Raw genomic sequence first — 17,060 nt, 5'->3', positions numbered from 1 at the left:
AAATAGGTATTCTTTACCTTGCATCCTAAAAAGCTACAATGCCTAAAAATCCTGAATTAGAACTTGCCTTACAGTTTATAGAAAAAACCGATAGAAATCTTTTTATCACAGGAAAAGCAGGTACAGGAAAAACTACGTTTCTACATAAAATTAAAAGCGAATCTTTAAAAAGAATGGTAATTGTTGCGCCAACAGGTGTTGCAGCAATTAACGCAAAAGGTGTTACTATTCATTCGTTTTTTCAAATGCCATTTGGACCTATTTTACCAAATCAGATTGCCAATACAAACCAACAACGTAAGTTTTCAAGAACAAAAATTGATATTATAAAATCGCTTGATTTAGTAATTATTGATGAAATTTCTATGGTAAGAGCCGATTTGTTAGATGGAATAGATCAAGTTATGCGTAGATACAAAAACCGAAACAAAGTATTTGGTGGCGCGCAAGTTTTAATGATTGGAGATTTGCAACAATTAGCGCCAGTTGTTAGACCAAACGAATGGAGTTTACTGCAACAATATTACAATACCGTTTACTTTTTTAGTTCTCAAGCGTACCAGGAAGCAAATGTGGTTTCTATTGAATTGAAGCATATTTATCGTCAGAAGAATGAAGACTTTATAACAATTCTAAATGAAATTAGAAACGATAAATTATCAGAAAAATCTGCTGAAATTTTAAACAAACGCTACAATCCAACTTTTTCACCAACCAAAGAAGAAGGTTACATAACTTTAACTACACATAATAACAGAGCCAATTTAATTAACGATTCTGAACTGAATAAAATTTCTAACAGAAGTTACTTTTTTGATGCTGAGGTTTCTGGTAAATTCAATGAAAATTCGTTTCCAAATTCAGAAAAACTAGAATTAAAAGTTGGTGCGCAAGTTATGTTTATCAAAAATGATTCTTCGCCAGAAAAAAGATTTTTCAACGGTAAAATAGGAATTGTAACTGATATTACAAGAGAAAATGTAACCGTACAATGTGGCGATGAAATTGACGAAATAGTAGCAGAAAGAGAAACTTGGGAAAACATAAATTATTCAATTAACGAAGAAACAAAAGAGATAAAAGAAGATGTTTCAGGTTCGTTTAAACAAATTCCATTACGCTTGGCTTGGGCAATTACCATTCATAAAAGTCAAGGTTTAACCTTTGAAAAAGCAATTATTGATGCGGAAGCTTCATTTGCACACGGACAAACGTATGTTGCAATGAGTAGATGTACCTCTTTAGAAGGTTTGGTCTTAAAAACACCAATTACAAGCAACGCAATTATAAATGATAAAACAGTAAGTTCTTTTAATGAATCCGTTGAAGAAAATCATCCAGATGAACGTATTTTAAACAAATCGGAACAACAATTTCAGTTGAATTTAATCTCAGAATTATTCGACTATCAACCTTTTTTATATCCAACAACACGTTTAATTGATATCTTTTATAAAAATAGAACAAGTATAAAAGGAGAAGTTATTGATCATCTTCAAATTATAAAAGACAAAGGAGTTGTTGCGTTAATGAAAGTTTCAAGCGGATTTAGAAATCAATTGGCTCAAATTAATGAAGATGGTATTTTACCTGAAAATAGCTCGCAAATTCAAGAACGTTTTGCAAAAGCACTCGATTATTTTATAACGCAAACAAAAGAGAATATTTTAAAACCGTTGAATGCTATAGAGTTTTCAACAGATAATAAAGCGGTAAAAAAAGATTTCTCAAAACAGTTTGATGCGTTGCAAGAAAAATTGATGGAAAAATTATTTGCGCTTCAGAAAATGAATAATGGATTTAAAACCAAAAGTTATTTAGAAGTAAGAGCTAAAGCGGTTTTACAAAAAACAGCGCCAACCAAAAAGAAAAAGAAACTTTCTTCTAAAAGAGATCCTATTTTAGCGTTAAAATTACGTGAATTAAGAGACGAAATTAGAATTACCGAAAGTATACCTGCTTTTCAAATTTTTACGCAAGAAACTTTATACGCAATGTGTGATCTTCTTCCAAGAACCGAATCTGAATTGTTAAAAATTTCAGGAATGGGTAAAATTAGAGTTTCTAAATATGGCGAAGAAATTTTAGAAGTAATAAACAGTTATTGTGAAGAAAACGGAATCAACAAATTCAACGAGCAAAAAAAGGAAGACAAAAAACCAACGAAACAAATAACATTTGAGTTGTTTAAATCTGGACTTTCTATAAAAGAAATTGCAAAAGCACGCAGTTTAACTGCCGGAACTATAGAAAATCATTTAGCAAATTATATTTCTTCAGGAGAAATAGATGTGCTAGAATTAATTGAATTAAAGCGCTATAAAAAAATATTAAATGAAGTAGAAGCAGCTGGCGATGTAAAAGGATTAACAGCACTAAAAGAAAAGGTGGATCCAAGTTTTACCTATATGGAATTAAAAATGGTTTTAATGTCTATGGAAGTTTAATTTCTGAAGCATTATCTTTAACCATTCTTTATAAAATTTTTTAATGACAATTAAATATATAAACAGAAAAACTGGCGAATTACAAACAGAAACTCCGCCTGCAGAAAACTTACTTAAGTTTTTTTACAACAATCCGTTTGCAAAGTTAACCTTGTTACCAATAGCAAAACGAAAGTTTATTTCTTCTTTTTATGGTAGAAGAATGGACAAACCTTCATCTGTTGAAAAGATTAAAGGTTTTGTTGAAGAGTTAAAAATTGACATGACCGAGTCGGTTAAAAAAATAGAAGAATTTACTACGTTTAACGATTTTTTCTATCGAAAACTAAAACCATCAGCACGTCCAATAGAAAGTAATTTTGTTTCACCCGGAGATGGAAGATTGTTAGCCTTTGAAGATATTTCTGAAGTTCATAACTTCTTTGTAAAAGGAAGAGAGTTTACACTTTCAGAATTTTTAGGAAGTGAAAGCTTAGCTGAAAAGTATAAAAATGCTTCCATGTTAATTTTAAGATTAGCACCTAATGATTATCACCGTTTTCATTTTCCGTATGATGGTATTCCAACAAAAACCACAACAATAAAAGGGAGTTATTTTTCTGTTTCTCCACACGCTTTAGCAAGTAATTTTACCAAAGTTTTTTGTGAAAATAAACGTGAGTTTTGTGAGTTAAAAACAGAAGATAAAGGTGAAGTTTTATTGGCTCCTGTAGGTGCTACAATGGTAGGAACTATTATAGAAACCTATACACCAAATAAACCTTTGAATAAAGGAGATGAAATGGGTTATTTTGCTTTTGGAGGTTCTACAGTTGTTATTTTAGTAGATAAAGACAAAATTAAAATTGACCAAGATATTCTTACCAACACAAAAAATAAGATTGAATCTTTTGTTAAAATGGGAGAAAAAATAGCTGAATAGAAAATTTTGCGTTTTTAGGTTATCTGTCATTCCTGCAAAGGCAGGAATCCAAATAAAGTAAGAATAGATTCCTGCCTTCGCAGGAGTTACAAGACGTAAAAAAACCACGCAAATTGCGTGGTTTTTTAATATAATAAAGTGTTATTAGATATTATAAATCAAAGCCAATATCAACACCTAATTTTTTCGCTATTAACCTATTAATTCGTTGTTTTACTTCTGGTATTCTTACACTTTCTAAAACTGTATTTGCAAAAGCATACATTAACAATGCTTTTCCTTCTTTCTTAGGAATACCACGCTGTTGCATGTAAAATAAAGCATCATCATCTAACTGACCAATTGTACAACCGTGAGAACATTTTACATCATCAGCAAAAATTTCTAATTGTGGTTTTGCGTTAATTGTAGCTTTATCACTTATTAAAACATTGTTGTTTTGTTGATAAGCATTTGTTTTCTGAGCTTCTTTATTTACAATTACTTTACCGTTAAAAACACCTGTAGAACGCTCGTCAAAAATTCCTTTATAATCTTGATGAGATTCGCAATTTGGTTCAATATGATGTACCAAAGTGTGGTGATCTACGTGTTGTTTTCCTTCAATAATTGTAATCCCTTTTAAGATAGAGTCCATGTGTTCTCCACGTTGATAGAAATTTAAATTATTACGAGTAATATTTCCTCCAAAAGAAAAAGTATGTACAGAAACTACACTATTATCTTTTTGCTCAATGTAAGTATTGTCAACTAATGAAGCATTTATATTATCGTTCTGAATTTTATAAATATCTACCGTAGAACTTTTAGCTGCATACACCTCTGTTACAATATTAGACAATACTGCATTGTCTGTTAAGCTTTGGTGACGTTCTATAATTTGAACATGTGCATTTTCTTCAACAACAATTAAATTTCTTGGCTGAATCATAGTTGCAGCTTCAGAACCTGTTGTAAAGTTTATAATTTGAATTGGCTTTTCTACCTCTACATTTTTAGGAATATAGATGTAAGCACCTTCGTTTGCAAATGCAGTATTTAACGATGTTAAATTATCTTGTTTTGCAATTTTATTGAAGTAGTTTTCAATTACCGGACTGTATTTTGCTTTTGATAAAGCAGAAGATAGTAAGCAAATATCTTTTCCATCGTGCGTTACATCAGAAAGAAAAGAGCTGTATTTCCCATCAATAAAAATAATTTTATACGTGTCAATATCGTGTATAAAGTATTTTTTTACATCAGCAAATTCAATTGTATTTTCTTTATTAGGAAAAATACTAAAATCGTTCTTTAAAACTGAATTTAAAGAAGTGTATTTCCATGCTTCCAATTTTTTGGTTGGAAAACCTAACTCTTCAAAATTTTGTAATGCCTTTGTACGTATATTATGTATTTCTGAATTGATGTCAACATCATTTTCAAAAGCAACATAAGACGATACTATTTTATCTTTTAATTCCATTTTGCAATTTACCTGTTAAGAATTTACTTCTTGTTTAATCCAATCGTATCCTTTTGCTTCTAATTCTAAAGCTAAAGAAGCATCTCCAGTTTTTACAATTTTTCCATCGTGTAAAACGTGTACAAAATCTGGAACGATATAATCTAATAAACGTTGGTAGTGTGTAATTACAACTACTGCATTGTCTTTAGATTTTAACTTGTTTACACCATTAGCAACAATACGTAAAGCATCAATATCTAAACCTGAATCTGTCTCATCTAAAATAGCTAATTTTGGCTCTAACATTGCCATTTGAAAAATCTCATTTCTTTTCTTTTCACCTCCAGAAAAACCTTCGTTTAAAGAACGAGATAAGAATTTACGGTCTATTTCTAATAATTCAGATTTCTCACGAATCATTTTTAACATGTCTTTTGCAGGCATGTCTTCTAAACCTTTGGCTTTACGAGTTTCGTTAATAGCTGTTTTAATAAAGTTTGTTACAGAAACTCCAGGAATTTCTACAGGATATTGAAATGATAAAAACACACCATTATGCGCTCTTTCTTCAGCTGCTAATTCGCTAATATCTTCTCCATTTAATTCAATAGATCCATCTGTAACTTCATAGTCTTCTTTTCCAGCAACAATATTAGCTAATGTACTTTTACCAGCACCATTTGGTCCCATTATTGCGTGAACTTCACCTGCTTTTACTTCTAAATTCAATCCTTTTAAAATTGATTTATCTTCTATTGACGCGTGTAAATTGTTGATTTTTAACATGATTATTTGCTATATGCCTTAAGCTTTTGCTTTAAGCGTTTATTTTTTTAATAATTTTTCTAATTTTTCAAATGCTATTGGAGAATGTTGAATAATAACTTCTGCATTTTTTTCTTTTGCAAAAGTTTCAAATTTATCCATACTTTCTAATGTTTGTTCAACATTATAGTTAAAAGAAGGAACTCCTTTATTTGTTCTATTTTCTTCAAAGTGATATAAATCTCCCGTTAATAAAACAGGTTTTTCTAAACCGGCAACTTCAACATATAATACTTGATGCCCAACTGTATGACCTGGCATGTATTTTATAACTACCGTTCCGTCTCCAAAAACATCATAATCTCCATTGATTTTTTTAACGTTTGTTAAAGCAGTTAACGATGGGTTTTTCACTTTTACTGAATCACCAACTGTTGCATTATATTCATTTTCCTGTACAATCCAAGTTGCATCTTTCATATAACTTGCGTGTCCAATATGATCAAAATGAGAATGAGACATTGCAAAATATTTAAAGTCTTCAATTTTTAAACCAATAGTTTTTAATTGATTTGCTAGTGAATCTGGTCTTTGAATTGCAAAAACTCCGCTTGGTTCATGAAAAGACTCAGCAACTACTAATTGTTCTGGTAAACCTGCATCCCACATTAAGTTTCCTTTTGGATGAGAAATTACATAGTATGCATCTGTAAATTGTTTTTGTTGACCTGTATAGGTTGTGTCTTGAGAAAAAACCTCTAGTTTTTTCACTAAAATAGAACCACCAACTAATTGATGTAATTTTACGTCAACTTGTTTTGTTTCTTCAGCTTTTTTTTCTGATTTTTTACAGCTTACTATGCTAATTGCAAGTAATAAGAAAATTATTTTTTTCATTATTATATTTTTTATCCTACAGAACCTTCTAAACTAATCTCCAATAATTTTTGAGCTTCTACAGCAAATTCCATTGGTAATTTATTTAATACTTCTTTACTAAAACCGTTTACAATTAAAGCGATAGCTTTTTCAGTATCTATACCACGTTGGTTACAATAGAAAAGTTGGTCTTCACCAATTTTACTTGTAGTTGCTTCGTGTTCTATTTGTGCCGATTTATTTTTTGCTTCTATATAAGGAAATGTATGTGCTCCACATTCATTACCCATTAAAAGAGAATCACATTGAGAGAAATTACGAGCATTTTCTGCTCTTGAATTTATCTGAACTAAACCTCTATATGAGTTTTGTGATTTTCCTGCAGAAATACCTTTAGAAATAATAGTTGACTTGGTGTTTTTACCAAGGTGAATCATTTTTGTTCCTGTATCTGCTTGTTGATAATGGTTAGTTACAGCAATTGAATAAAACTCGCCTACTGAATTATTTCCTTTTAAAATACATGAAGGATATTTCCAAGTAACAGCAGAACCAGTTTCTACTTGCGTCCAAGAAATTTTTGCGTTTGTTTCACATAAACCTCTTTTGGTTACAAAGTTAAAAACACCACCTTTTCCATTTTCATCACCAGGAAACCAGTTTTGAACTGTTGAGTATTTTATTTCTGCATCATCCATTGCAATTAATTCTACAACAGCAGCGTGTAATTGGTTTTCATCTCTTTGCGGTGCAGTACAACCTTCTAAATAAGAAACGTAACTTCCTTCATCTGCAACTACTAAAGTTCGTTCGAACTGACCAGTTCCACCTTCATTAATTCTAAAATAAGTTGATAATTCCATTGGGCAACGAACACCTTTTGGAATGTAACAGAAAGATCCATCAGAAAAAACTGCCGAATTTAATGCCGCATAAAAATTATCTGTTGTTGGTACAACGGTTCCTAAATATTTTCTAACTAATTCTGGATGTTCTTGAATTGCTTCAGAAATTGGCATAAAAATTATCCCTTTTTCACCTAAAGTTTTCTTGAAAGTAGTAGCAACTGAAACAGAATCCATAACAATATCAACTGCAACATTTGCAAGTTTCTTTTGTTCATCTATAGAAATACCTAATTTCTTAAAAGTTTCCAATAAATCTGGATCTACTTCGTCTAAAGAATTTAATTTTGGTTTCTTTTTAGGTGCAGAATAATAGGCTATTTCTTGAAAGTTTGGTTTAGGGTAATTTACATTTGCCCAATCTGGTTCTTCCATTTTTTGCCATACTCTAAATGCTTCTAAACGCCAATCGGTCATCCATTGTGGTTCGTTTTTCTTTTTAGAAATAGCACGAACTACATCTTCATTTAGCCCTTTTGCAAAGGTTTCACTTTCTATATCTGTATAAAAACCATATTCATATTCTTTGGTTTTTAACTCTTGTTCTAAATCTTCCTCTGTATACTTTGACATTTTTGTCTAATTTTAAAGTGAAAATGATTCTCCACAACCACAAGTTCTATTTGCGTTTGGGTTATTAAATACAAAACCTTTTCCGTTTAAACCTCCAGAATATTCTAGGGTTGTTCCAACTAAATATAAAAAACTCTTTTTGTCAACAACAATTTTTACATCATTTTCTTCAAAAAGTTTATCGTTTTCTTGTTGTGTTTTATCAAATGTTAAATCATACGATAAACCTGAACAACCGCCGCTTTTTACCCCAACTCTAACATAGTCTTTTGTTGCGTCAAAACCATCGTCAGTCATTAGTTCTATGACTTTCTTTTTTGCTGTGTCTGAAACTTTTATCATAATTTTAAATAGATTAAATCTAAATTGATTGCAAATATACGATATAAGTCTCATTTAGCCGCAAAACCTTTCATTGTGTTTTACTATAAAAGCATTGGTTTTACTGATTATTCTCGGAAGTTTGGATTGCTAATAAAATCGTTATCTGAAAGAGAAAGTAAAAATGCCTTTAAATCGGCTTTATCTTGGGTTGTAAGTTGAACACCACCATCGTTTACTTTTTTCATTAAAGGATCTATAGTTGAAGAGTTTTGTAAACCTTCTGAATAGTGATTTATAACTTCTTCTAAAGTAGAAAAACGACCATCATGCATGTAAGGAGCGGTAAATGCTAAGTTTCTTATTGAAGGTGATTTAAATTTTCCATTATCATTTGGATCTCCAGTAATTGCACCCAAACCTAAATCAGAAAAAACAGCATCTAAACCATTGTTATGAAATTTGTTATCTGTCCAAAGCGGATTGTTATCACTTCCATGACAGTGAAAACAATCTCCACGATCTTCGTCCATAAACACATTGAATCCGTTTTGTTCTTGTGGTGTTAACGTTGTTTCTCCTCGTTGAAATTTATCGAATTTAGAGTTGCCAGAAATTAAAATTCTTTCAAATTGTGCAATTGCTTTTGTTACTAAAGTTGAATCTATTGTTGAAGTTCCAAAAGCATTTTTAAATAACGTTGGATATTCTGGGTGATTTTGTAATTTCTGAGCAACAATTACCCAATTGTTGTGCATTTCAATTGGATTTATAACGGGTTCAAAAGCTTGATGTTCTATAGTAATTTCTTTTCCATCCCAAGTAAAACGTTCATCAAAATTCCATGCTAAATTAAATAAAGGCATTGAGTTTCTTGTTCCAAAATTACCGTCAATTCCGTCACTAAACTGTGTGTTAACTGTAAATGCTTTTTCGGGATTATGGCACGTTGCGCAAGATTGAGTTCCATCACCAGATAAAATTTTATCGAAGAATAATTTTTTTCCAAGAGCAATTCCTTCTTCCGTTAAAGGATTGTTTATAGGTATTAAAGGTTCAATTAATTTGTCTGAAAAAAGTGTTGGAATTTCCAGTGAAACTGGAACAGGAGTGTACTCACCAAAATTTATTTTTTCTTGATTGCAATTCGTAAAGCATGCAAAAAACATAAAATAAATTAGGAGTTTTTTCATTTTAGTTACTTGTTATTTCTCCCAAGGAAAATACAGATTCTCCATTAGCACTTATTAATTTCTGGGCTGCAAAATTTGGCATTAAAACGGTATTTAATTCGTTTAGATTCCAAGTATTTGGATTTTTAAACCACTCTGAAATGTTCATCTTAATTTCAATATTCATATCATTAGAAATTTCAACATTTCCTAAATCTACAAGAAATGAGGTGTCTTCTAGGATTAAATTATTAGGATCTGATCTATCTACAGCTCTAATTGCATGGTAATTAAATGGCGCTTCCATATTTGCTGTGTCTAAATATTTTCCATCGAATTGCATGTAATGATAACCGCCACCTAACATTCCTGGAACATTAAAATTAGCCGTGTTTAAATCTTGGTAAATTCCATCTTGATTATCAGCATCAGAAAAACCAAAAGTAAATGAAAGATTATAATTACCAGTTGGAATATTCTCTGTGATGAGTTGTAAACCTGTTTCTTCTCCAATATTAATTAATTGATAGTCTTTTAATACAATTTCTTGATTATTTGTATCTGTAAGTTTAATTTTAGAAAGAAGATATCTAAGGTTTTCTATACTAACTTCTTCTCCATTTTCATTTGTAAATTTAAAAGCAGAAAAATCTGAAGCATTTACAGAAGTTTCATTCCAATTATGTGTAAAATCTAATGTAACTTGAGCTGGTTCTAAGTTTACACAACACTCTTTCTCGTCACAACTTATAAAGCTAATTAGAATTAAGAATACTAAGCTTATTATTTTTTTCATACTATTTCATTTTTATAATTAAGGCATCCGAAAAACCTTTATTTTCAGTAATATCGAAGTTAGAACTCCAGCTTTCTCCAACTACAATAATATTTCCATTACTTAATTGTACAACATCATTTGCGTTGTCAATTTCGCTACCTCCAATTGTTTTTTGTGAAAGTAATTTTCCGCTTGCGTTAATTTTTAGAACCCAAACATCTTTATTTCCGTTGTTGTTTGTAACGTCTATATTAGAGCTTCTTGTGTTACCAACAATATAAAATCCGCCATCTTGAGCTTGTGTAATTCCGTTAGCTAAATCAAAAGAAGAACCTCCATAACTTTCTTCCCAAAGTAAAGTTCCATTTGAATCAATTTTAATTGCCCAAATATCTGAAGAACCATTACTTTCAAAAATGTCTTTATCGTTACTTCTTGTATTTCCTACAATTAAAAAATTGCCATCATTAGTTTTTATGGCGTCAAAAGCTTCGTCAAGTTCGCTACCTCCGTAGTTTTTTTTCCATTGAACTTCTCCTGTATTATTTGTTTTTACAACCCAAAAATCATAAACACCTTTATTGTCAGTAATATCTACATCGTCACTATCTGAAGAGCCAAAAAACAGAAAACCATTATCGTTGGTTTGAATTGCTTTAAAAGCAGTATCTGTATTTGTTCCGCCGTAATAATTCCACCATTCGCGGTTTCCGTTTGCATCAACTTTAATTGCCCAATAATCTCCACCAGCGTGTCTGTTATTACGAGCATTTCCTTGTCCGCCCGAAGCTGTAACATCTAAAATTCCGTTTACTAAATAACCTCCATCGTTAGTTTGAATAATAGAAAAAGCCTGATCTGTGCCAGAAAAACCAAATGATTTTTGCCAAGAAACAGCTCCGTTTACATCTAATTTAGCCAGCCAAAAGTCGTATAAACCATTATTTTCAGTTACATCGCCATCGTTACTTTGACTAAAACCTGCAATTGCGAAACCTCCATCTGAAGTTGTAATAATACTTCTTCCTCTGTCATCATTACTTCCTCCGTAGGTTTTAGACCATTGTAGTTCATCTTCCGAAGAAAATTTTAACAACCAATAATCGAAGCTTTCATCTGTTTTGTCGGTAACATCATTGTCATTACTTTGTGTGAATCCGAAGACTGCGTAACCATCGTCTATTGTAGTAACAACATTATAAGCACTTTCATTTTTAGTACCTCCAAAAGTATTTAATTGAAGAATTTCACCTTTAAAATTACTAGTACTTTCAATGCTGTCTGATGAGCATGAAAAAAGTAAAATGAATGCAAATAAGAAACTTGTTTTAAGAAATTTCATTTATTGTTTTTTGATGACAAACAATCCTTTTTCAATATCACTTACCACAATATTTCCACTTGCGAAATAAGGGTAAACATTCCAAGTTCCGTTAAACTCAGGATTATCATTTGGAGGATATGTGTCAAAGAACCCAGTTTCAGTCATAGTTCCAGAAGCAATATTACTTATATCATGTACTCTAACACCAGCACGATAGTTCGCTAAATAATAATTATTGCCTTTTACATATCCATTATGATCAATAGCTTCAGTTGGTCCAAAATACTCTTCTAATAAAATAGGATTATCCAAATCTAACATGTCAAAAATTAAAATTCTTGTATTAGAAACATTACCATCAACTTCATCTAATTCATCTCCAACAATAAAATAACGTTGATCTTGAGTAAACCAACCTTGGTGTGTATAAGATTCATTATCATATGTAATTGTTGAAATTCCTGTAGGATTTGCTTTATCAGTAACATCTACAACAGCAACTTCGTTTACGCCAAAACGTTGTCCGTTACTTCCAATTAAAATTTCTTTTCCAGCATAATCTGAATCTGGCCCATTATAAGTAATTACCTGTGCGTCGTGTGTATATCCATCATTTGCATAACCTCCTTCTGCAATAGGATTTGTTGGATTTTGAATATTGATAAAAACTGGACCTCCACTAAATTGAGATGTTCCAACGGCATAAGCATAACCAGAATCTTCGTTTATTACAATATTATGTGCGTTTCCAAAATCGGTAAAATGTGCATCAGCTGTAAAAGTAGCTCCTGGACTTGTAACTGTTCTTAGTTTTGTTAAATCGAAAACTTGCATTCCATGACCCGAAGCTTCGCTTACAATAAAAGCATGGTTGTTATAAACTTTTATGTCTCTCCAAGAACTATTTACTGTTGCTGTTGTTAATTTACCTAAGTAAACTAAATTTTCAGTATCTGAAATATCTATGAATGCAGTTCCGTTTTCTAGTCCCATAATTGCATATTCTTTATTTGTTGTTGGATCTGTCCAACCCCAAGAATCATTTCCTTCGGCGGAGCTCATATCTCTTAATGAAATAAAAGCCATTAAATCGTAACCATCACAAGGGTAAATTCCAGCAAACCCTCCTTCACAAGGACTTAAAGGTATTGCGCTTTGTAAGGACTCACAAACATCTCCAATTCCATTTAAATCAGTGTCTTCTTGATTTGGATTTGGTGTTAAAGGGCAATTATCAATCGTGTCTAAAACTCCATCATTATCATCATCTGTATCACAAGCATTTCCAATTCCGTCATTATCTGTATCTAATTGGTTTGTATTTGCAGTGTTAGGACAATTATCAACAGTATCTGTAATAGTGTCCAAATCAGCATCCAAATTGTTAAGATTAATACCTTCTTCTTCACAAGCAATGAAAATAAGCATAATAAAAGACAGGATTGTTGAAAGAAATAAAGTGCTTTTTTTACTCATAGTTGCTATCATTTTATTGTATTAACTTAACGTAGAAACTCAATAAAAAGTATTGAGTTTAACAAATGTACATTTTGCTTTTTTGAATTTAAAGTTATTCTTGTTAAATTCTCTTGTTTCCATGTATCTTTGCAGTATGTTAGAAGATAAAAATCAAGAGAAAACAACGTTAGCTGAACTTGGTGAGTTTGGTTTAATAAAACATTTAACGCAATATTTTAAAATAAGTCAAGCATCTACAATTAAAGGAATTGGAGATGATTGTGCTGTTATCTCTTCAGAAGGAAAAGAAACGTTAGTTACTACTGATTTATTAATTGAAGGCGTACATTTCGATTTAAGCTACATGCCGTTAAAGCATTTAGGTTACAAAGCCGTTATGGTTAATTTGTCTGATGTCTATGCTATGAATGCTAAAGCAGAGCAAATTACAGTTTCAATTGCTGTTTCTAACCGTTTTCCTTTAGAAGCGTTGGAAGAATTATATGCAGGAATTCAACTTGCTTGTGAAACTTATAATGTTGATTTAATTGGTGGAGACACAACTTCTTCTACAAAAGGAATGTTGCTTTCTGTTACCGCAATTGGAACTGCAAACAAAGAAGATGTTGTGTATAGAAATACAGCAAAACCAACCGATTTAATTGTAGTTACTGGAGATTTAGGTGCAGCGTATTTAGGTTTACAAGTATTAGAAAGAGAAAAGCAAGTATTTCAGGTAAATCCTCAAAATCAACCAGATTTAGAAAACTATACGTATTTAGTTGAGCGTCAATTAAAGCCAGAAGCTCGTAAAGATGTTGCTGGATTGTTGGCTGAACTAAACATTAAACCAACTTCTATGATAGATATTTCTGACGGACTTTCGTCTGAAATTATGCACATTGCTACACAAAGCAAAGTTGGATGTAAGATTTACGAAGACAAATTACCTTTAGATCCTCAAGTAATTTCTACTTGTGAAGAGTTTGATATAGATTCTACAATGGTTGCTTTAAGTGGTGGCGAAGATTACGAGTTACTTTTTACAGTTCCTATTGCAGATTTTGACAGTATAAAAGGAAACCCTAATTTCTCTATTATTGGTCATATTACGGAAGAAAACCAAGGAATGAATTTAGTAACACGTTCTGGACAAGAAATGGAATTAAAAGCGCAAGGTTGGAGTTCTTTTAAGAGTGAATAAAAACAGGTTCGTTTAACGGTTTTTTATAAGATTTGTGCGACTGGAAAATCAGAGATTTTTCTGCCGTAGCAAATCGTTAGTTGAATGTTTGTCGGTTCGTTATTTAGTTTAAAAGTAAGCATAAATTTTATGAGGTGTTAGTAAAAGTTTTTGTTTCTCAATTAAATTTTTGAAACTTATTTATTGAATGTGAGTGATTTAAACCATACCTTTCTTCATTTGTCGTTGTTATAATAATCCAAGAATCAATTAAATCTAAATCTTTATAAGGTATTTCAAATGTTAAATTAGAAATATCAATAGAATCTTTTAATGAATTAATTTTTTTGTCAATATTTATCGATTTACTGTGATTGTATCTTGTCCAACTGCCTTTTTCCTTGTCAATATATTTCCCTAAACTCAGATAAATTTCTCCGACAGTATAAGTCGGATTATCAAATTCTGGATTAATTTTTATACTACCTTTGTTAATCTTTATTTTCAGTTTTTTTTCATAAACATCAATTCTTCCATTTCCTTTTATAAAAGTTGCCAAGCAACAATTGTCAAAATAAAAGGAGACATTTTTTGAAATCAATTTTTCACCATCTATTCTAGTTGTTGAACAATTTGTTAGAATTAATATAAAAATCAGGTTTATGAATACAAATTTGAATCGTAATAATTTTTTCATTTTAATTTTTGCTAATGTATAAGAATATTCACAGTTTTAATTGTTAATATTTAACGTTAAACGAAGTTAGCGTTTTTTTATTGGAAAGTCAAGTTTAACAGCTTCCTATAAAGTTAGTTAAAGTAGTAATTAACTCCTCTTTATTTTCAATGTGACTCATGTGTCCATCAGGAAAAACAACTGTTTTTGTTTGGGTTCTTTTGCATTCTTCAACCAAAGAAGTGTAATTTAAAACTGGATCTTTTTCACCAATAATCATCAACTTTTTATAGCTCGAATTCAATAAAACAGCTTCTCTATTTGGTCTTTCTTTCATGCCTTCATTTGTGGCAATATAACCTTGTATTGGTGTTTTTAATGCTTCCGTTTTTGTTATTTCTATTTCGTTTGAAAAACGCGTCCAATTTTCCGAAGAAAACAAATTGGCAACAGACATTTTAACCATGCTTTCAAAACTATTTTGAACCATTTTATTAGCTCTAGCACGTAGTTTTTTTCGTTCTTCATCATCCGCTTGTGCGGTAGAATTCATTAAGCACAAACCTTTAATTTTTTTCTGATTTTTTTCAGCAAACGCCAATGCAACATAACCGCCTAAAGAATGACCAATTAACGTTATTCTACGCAATTTTAAATGTTTTAAAACAGCTTCAACAGCTTCAGCCATTGTTTCCATAGCATGTACATAACCCAAAGAATCGGTTTTACCATGACCTAATAAATCAATAGTAATTACTCTATTTTTTTTTGAAAGTTCTGGGACAATGTCTTTCCACATTGTAGCGTTTTCTAAAAAACCATGTAATAAAACTACAGCGCTTCCTTTTCCAACGTCTGAATAAAAAATATTGATGCCTTTGTGTTGTAAAATCATTTTTCTGTTATCTTCGGCAAAGATAAATTTACAAAATGAATAAAACGAAAGAAATTTGGATTGCAGGTTTTGCGCTTTTCTCACTCTTTTTTGGTGCTGGAAATTTAATTTTACCTCCAACTTTAGGTGTAAAATCGGGTTTAGATTGGTGGATTGTTGTTTTGGGATTTGTTTTAACAGCTGTTGCAATTCCTATTTTAGCAATTTTTGCACACGCAAAACTACAAGGAACACTGTATGATTTTGGTAAAAAAGTTTCACCTCTTTTTAGTACTGTTTACTGTTTTCTAATTTATATAATTTCAATTGCAATTCCATCTCCAAGAACGGCGGCGGTAACGCACGAAATGACAGTGCAGCCATTTTTTGAAACACCTGCTCTTTTAACAAGTATTATCTATTTTGGATTGGTTTTTATTTTTGCCATAAATCGATCCAGAGTTATTGGTTTAATAGGTAAGTTTTTAACGCCAATTATAGTTTTAATTCTACTTGGAATTATTGCGGTTGCAATTTTTACATCACCAGAAATGGTTAAGCCTTCAGTATTTAAAACTCCTTTTATAGACGGCCTTTTAGAAGGTTATCAAACTTTTGATGCAATTGGTGGTGTTGTTGTTGGTGCGGTAATTATTATTTCTTTAAACTATAGTAGCCACACAACTTTTTTAGCCAAAAGAAGACTAATTAGAAAAGCAGGTTTAATTGCTGGAACAGGTTTGTTGTTAATTTACGGAGGTTTAATTTTAAGCGGCTCACTATTTTCTTCAACCTTTATAGAAAATGCTTCAAGAATTGAAGTTTTATCAGGTTTAAGTACCCAAACTTTAGGAAATTTTGGAACAACGTTTTTAAGTGTTTTAGTTGCATTGGCTTGCTTTACAACAGCAGTTGGTATTGTAACTGGAACCGCAGATTATGTAAAAGGAATTTGTAGAAATTCTAAAAAGGCATATATAATTACAGCAGTAATTGCCTCTATAATTGGTATTGTTGTAGGAAGTTACAAAGTAGATTTAATTATTACATTGGCTGTGCCAGCATTAATGTTTTTATATCCAATAACTATTGTGCTTATTTTACTGAATGTACTTCCAGAAAAATACGCATCAGCAATGGTTTTTAAAATGGTAGTATTAGTAACTTTTATATTTAGTATTCCAGATTTTTTAGGATTTATTATTCCACGAGAAAGTTTAACCGGAATAAAAAGCTTTATTCCGTTTGCACAGTTTAGTTTGGGTTGGGTTTTACCAGCTCTTATTACTTTTTTAGTGTTAAACTTTAAGAAACTTCGCTAATGTATTTGCGTAGA

15 protein-coding genes are annotated in these 17,060 nt (G+C 31.1%); 4 read left to right on the top strand and 11 right to left on the bottom strand.

Annotated elements, in window-relative coordinates; genetic code table 11:
• Positions 1-38 precede the first annotated feature (38 nt).
• Together L1S33_RS02175 and L1S33_RS02170 are read left to right on the top strand one after the other, a co-directional pair.
• Entirely contained in the window at positions 39-2,447 is a 2,409-nt protein-coding gene (locus L1S33_RS02175; protein ID WP_240561056.1) for a helix-turn-helix domain-containing protein, read from the top strand.
• Positions 2,448-2,490: 43 nt separating this feature from the next.
• The gene (locus L1S33_RS02170; protein ID WP_240551190.1) at positions 2,491-3,369 is read left to right on the top strand and encodes a phosphatidylserine decarboxylase; all 879 of its coding nucleotides are present in this window, start codon (positions 2,491-2,493) and stop codon (positions 3,367-3,369) included.
• A gap of 151 nt (positions 3,370-3,520) precedes the next feature.
• Here the strand turns inward: L1S33_RS02170 and sufD are convergent, their stop codons facing one another.
• From sufD to L1S33_RS02125, 9 genes are all read right to left on the bottom strand, one after another.
• Complete coding sequence (gene sufD, locus L1S33_RS02165) at positions 3,521-4,834, bottom strand: Fe-S cluster assembly protein SufD (RefSeq protein ID WP_240551191.1); 1,314 nt, start codon at positions 4,832-4,834, stop codon at positions 3,521-3,523.
• Positions 4,835-4,849: 15 nt separating this feature from the next.
• The gene (sufC, locus tag L1S33_RS02160) at positions 4,850-5,602 is read right to left on the bottom strand and encodes a Fe-S cluster assembly ATPase SufC (RefSeq protein WP_240551192.1); all 753 of its coding nucleotides are present in this window, start codon (positions 5,600-5,602) and stop codon (positions 4,850-4,852) included.
• A 39-nt stretch (positions 5,603-5,641) separates the two neighbouring features.
• Positions 5,642-6,478 carry an N-acyl homoserine lactonase family protein gene (locus L1S33_RS02155; protein WP_240561055.1) on the bottom strand — a complete coding sequence of 279 codons (837 nt, stop codon included), beginning with the start codon at positions 6,476-6,478 and terminating at the stop codon, positions 5,642-5,644.
• 11 nt (positions 6,479-6,489) lie between these two features.
• Positions 6,490-7,938 carry a Fe-S cluster assembly protein SufB gene (gene sufB, locus L1S33_RS02150; protein WP_240561054.1) on the bottom strand — a complete coding sequence of 483 codons (1,449 nt, stop codon included), beginning with the start codon at positions 7,936-7,938 and terminating at the stop codon, positions 6,490-6,492.
• Positions 7,939-7,950: 12 nt separating this feature from the next.
• Positions 7,951-8,280 carry a HesB/IscA family protein gene (locus L1S33_RS02145; RefSeq protein ID WP_240561053.1) on the bottom strand — a complete coding sequence of 110 codons (330 nt, stop codon included), beginning with the start codon at positions 8,278-8,280 and terminating at the stop codon, positions 7,951-7,953.
• Between the two features lie 107 nt (positions 8,281-8,387).
• Positions 8,388-9,452, bottom strand: a complete 1,065-nt coding sequence (locus L1S33_RS02140; protein ID WP_240561052.1) for a cytochrome-c peroxidase — start codon at positions 9,450-9,452, stop codon at positions 8,388-8,390.
• A 1-nt stretch (position 9,453) separates the two neighbouring features.
• The gene (locus L1S33_RS02135; RefSeq protein WP_240561051.1) at positions 9,454-10,227 is read right to left on the bottom strand and encodes an MbnP family protein; all 774 of its coding nucleotides are present in this window, start codon (positions 10,225-10,227) and stop codon (positions 9,454-9,456) included.
• A 1-nt stretch (position 10,228) separates the two neighbouring features.
• On the bottom strand, positions 10,229-11,551 hold the full coding sequence (locus tag L1S33_RS02130; RefSeq protein ID WP_240561050.1) for a hypothetical protein: 1,323 nt from the start codon (positions 11,549-11,551) through the stop codon (positions 10,229-10,231).
• Positions 11,552-13,009 (bottom strand): choice-of-anchor B family protein, encoded by a 1,458-nt coding sequence (locus L1S33_RS02125; RefSeq protein ID WP_240561048.1) that lies wholly within the window; start codon positions 13,007-13,009, stop codon positions 11,552-11,554.
• 136 nt (positions 13,010-13,145) lie between these two features.
• On the opposite strand from L1S33_RS02125, the gene thiL reads away from it, so the two are divergent.
• Positions 13,146-14,195 (top strand): thiamine-phosphate kinase, encoded by a 1,050-nt coding sequence (gene thiL, locus L1S33_RS02120; protein WP_240561046.1) that lies wholly within the window; start codon positions 13,146-13,148, stop codon positions 14,193-14,195.
• A 157-nt stretch (positions 14,196-14,352) separates the two neighbouring features.
• Here thiL and L1S33_RS02115 read toward each other — a convergent pair whose 3' ends face one another.
• Both L1S33_RS02115 and L1S33_RS02110 read right to left on the bottom strand, forming a co-directional pair.
• Complete coding sequence (locus L1S33_RS02115; protein WP_240561044.1) at positions 14,353-14,733, bottom strand: hypothetical protein; 381 nt, start codon at positions 14,731-14,733, stop codon at positions 14,353-14,355.
• Between the two features lie 232 nt (positions 14,734-14,965).
• The gene (locus L1S33_RS02110) at positions 14,966-15,745 is read right to left on the bottom strand and encodes an alpha/beta fold hydrolase (RefSeq protein ID WP_240561043.1); all 780 of its coding nucleotides are present in this window, start codon (positions 15,743-15,745) and stop codon (positions 14,966-14,968) included.
• A 35-nt stretch (positions 15,746-15,780) separates the two neighbouring features.
• Here L1S33_RS02110 and brnQ point away from each other — a divergent pair, with 35 nt between their 5' ends.
• On the top strand, positions 15,781-17,046 hold the full coding sequence (gene brnQ / locus L1S33_RS02105; protein WP_240561041.1) for a branched-chain amino acid transport system II carrier protein: 1,266 nt from the start codon (positions 15,781-15,783) through the stop codon (positions 17,044-17,046).
• The last annotated feature ends 14 nt before the right edge of the window (positions 17,047-17,060 follow it).

Origin of the sequence: Tenacibaculum aquimarinum (assembly GCF_022478115.1) — a bacterium.
Lineage (GTDB): Bacteria > Bacteroidota > Bacteroidia > Flavobacteriales > Flavobacteriaceae > Polaribacter > Polaribacter aquimarinum_A.
This window is presented reverse-complemented; position numbering and strand designations above follow the sequence as displayed.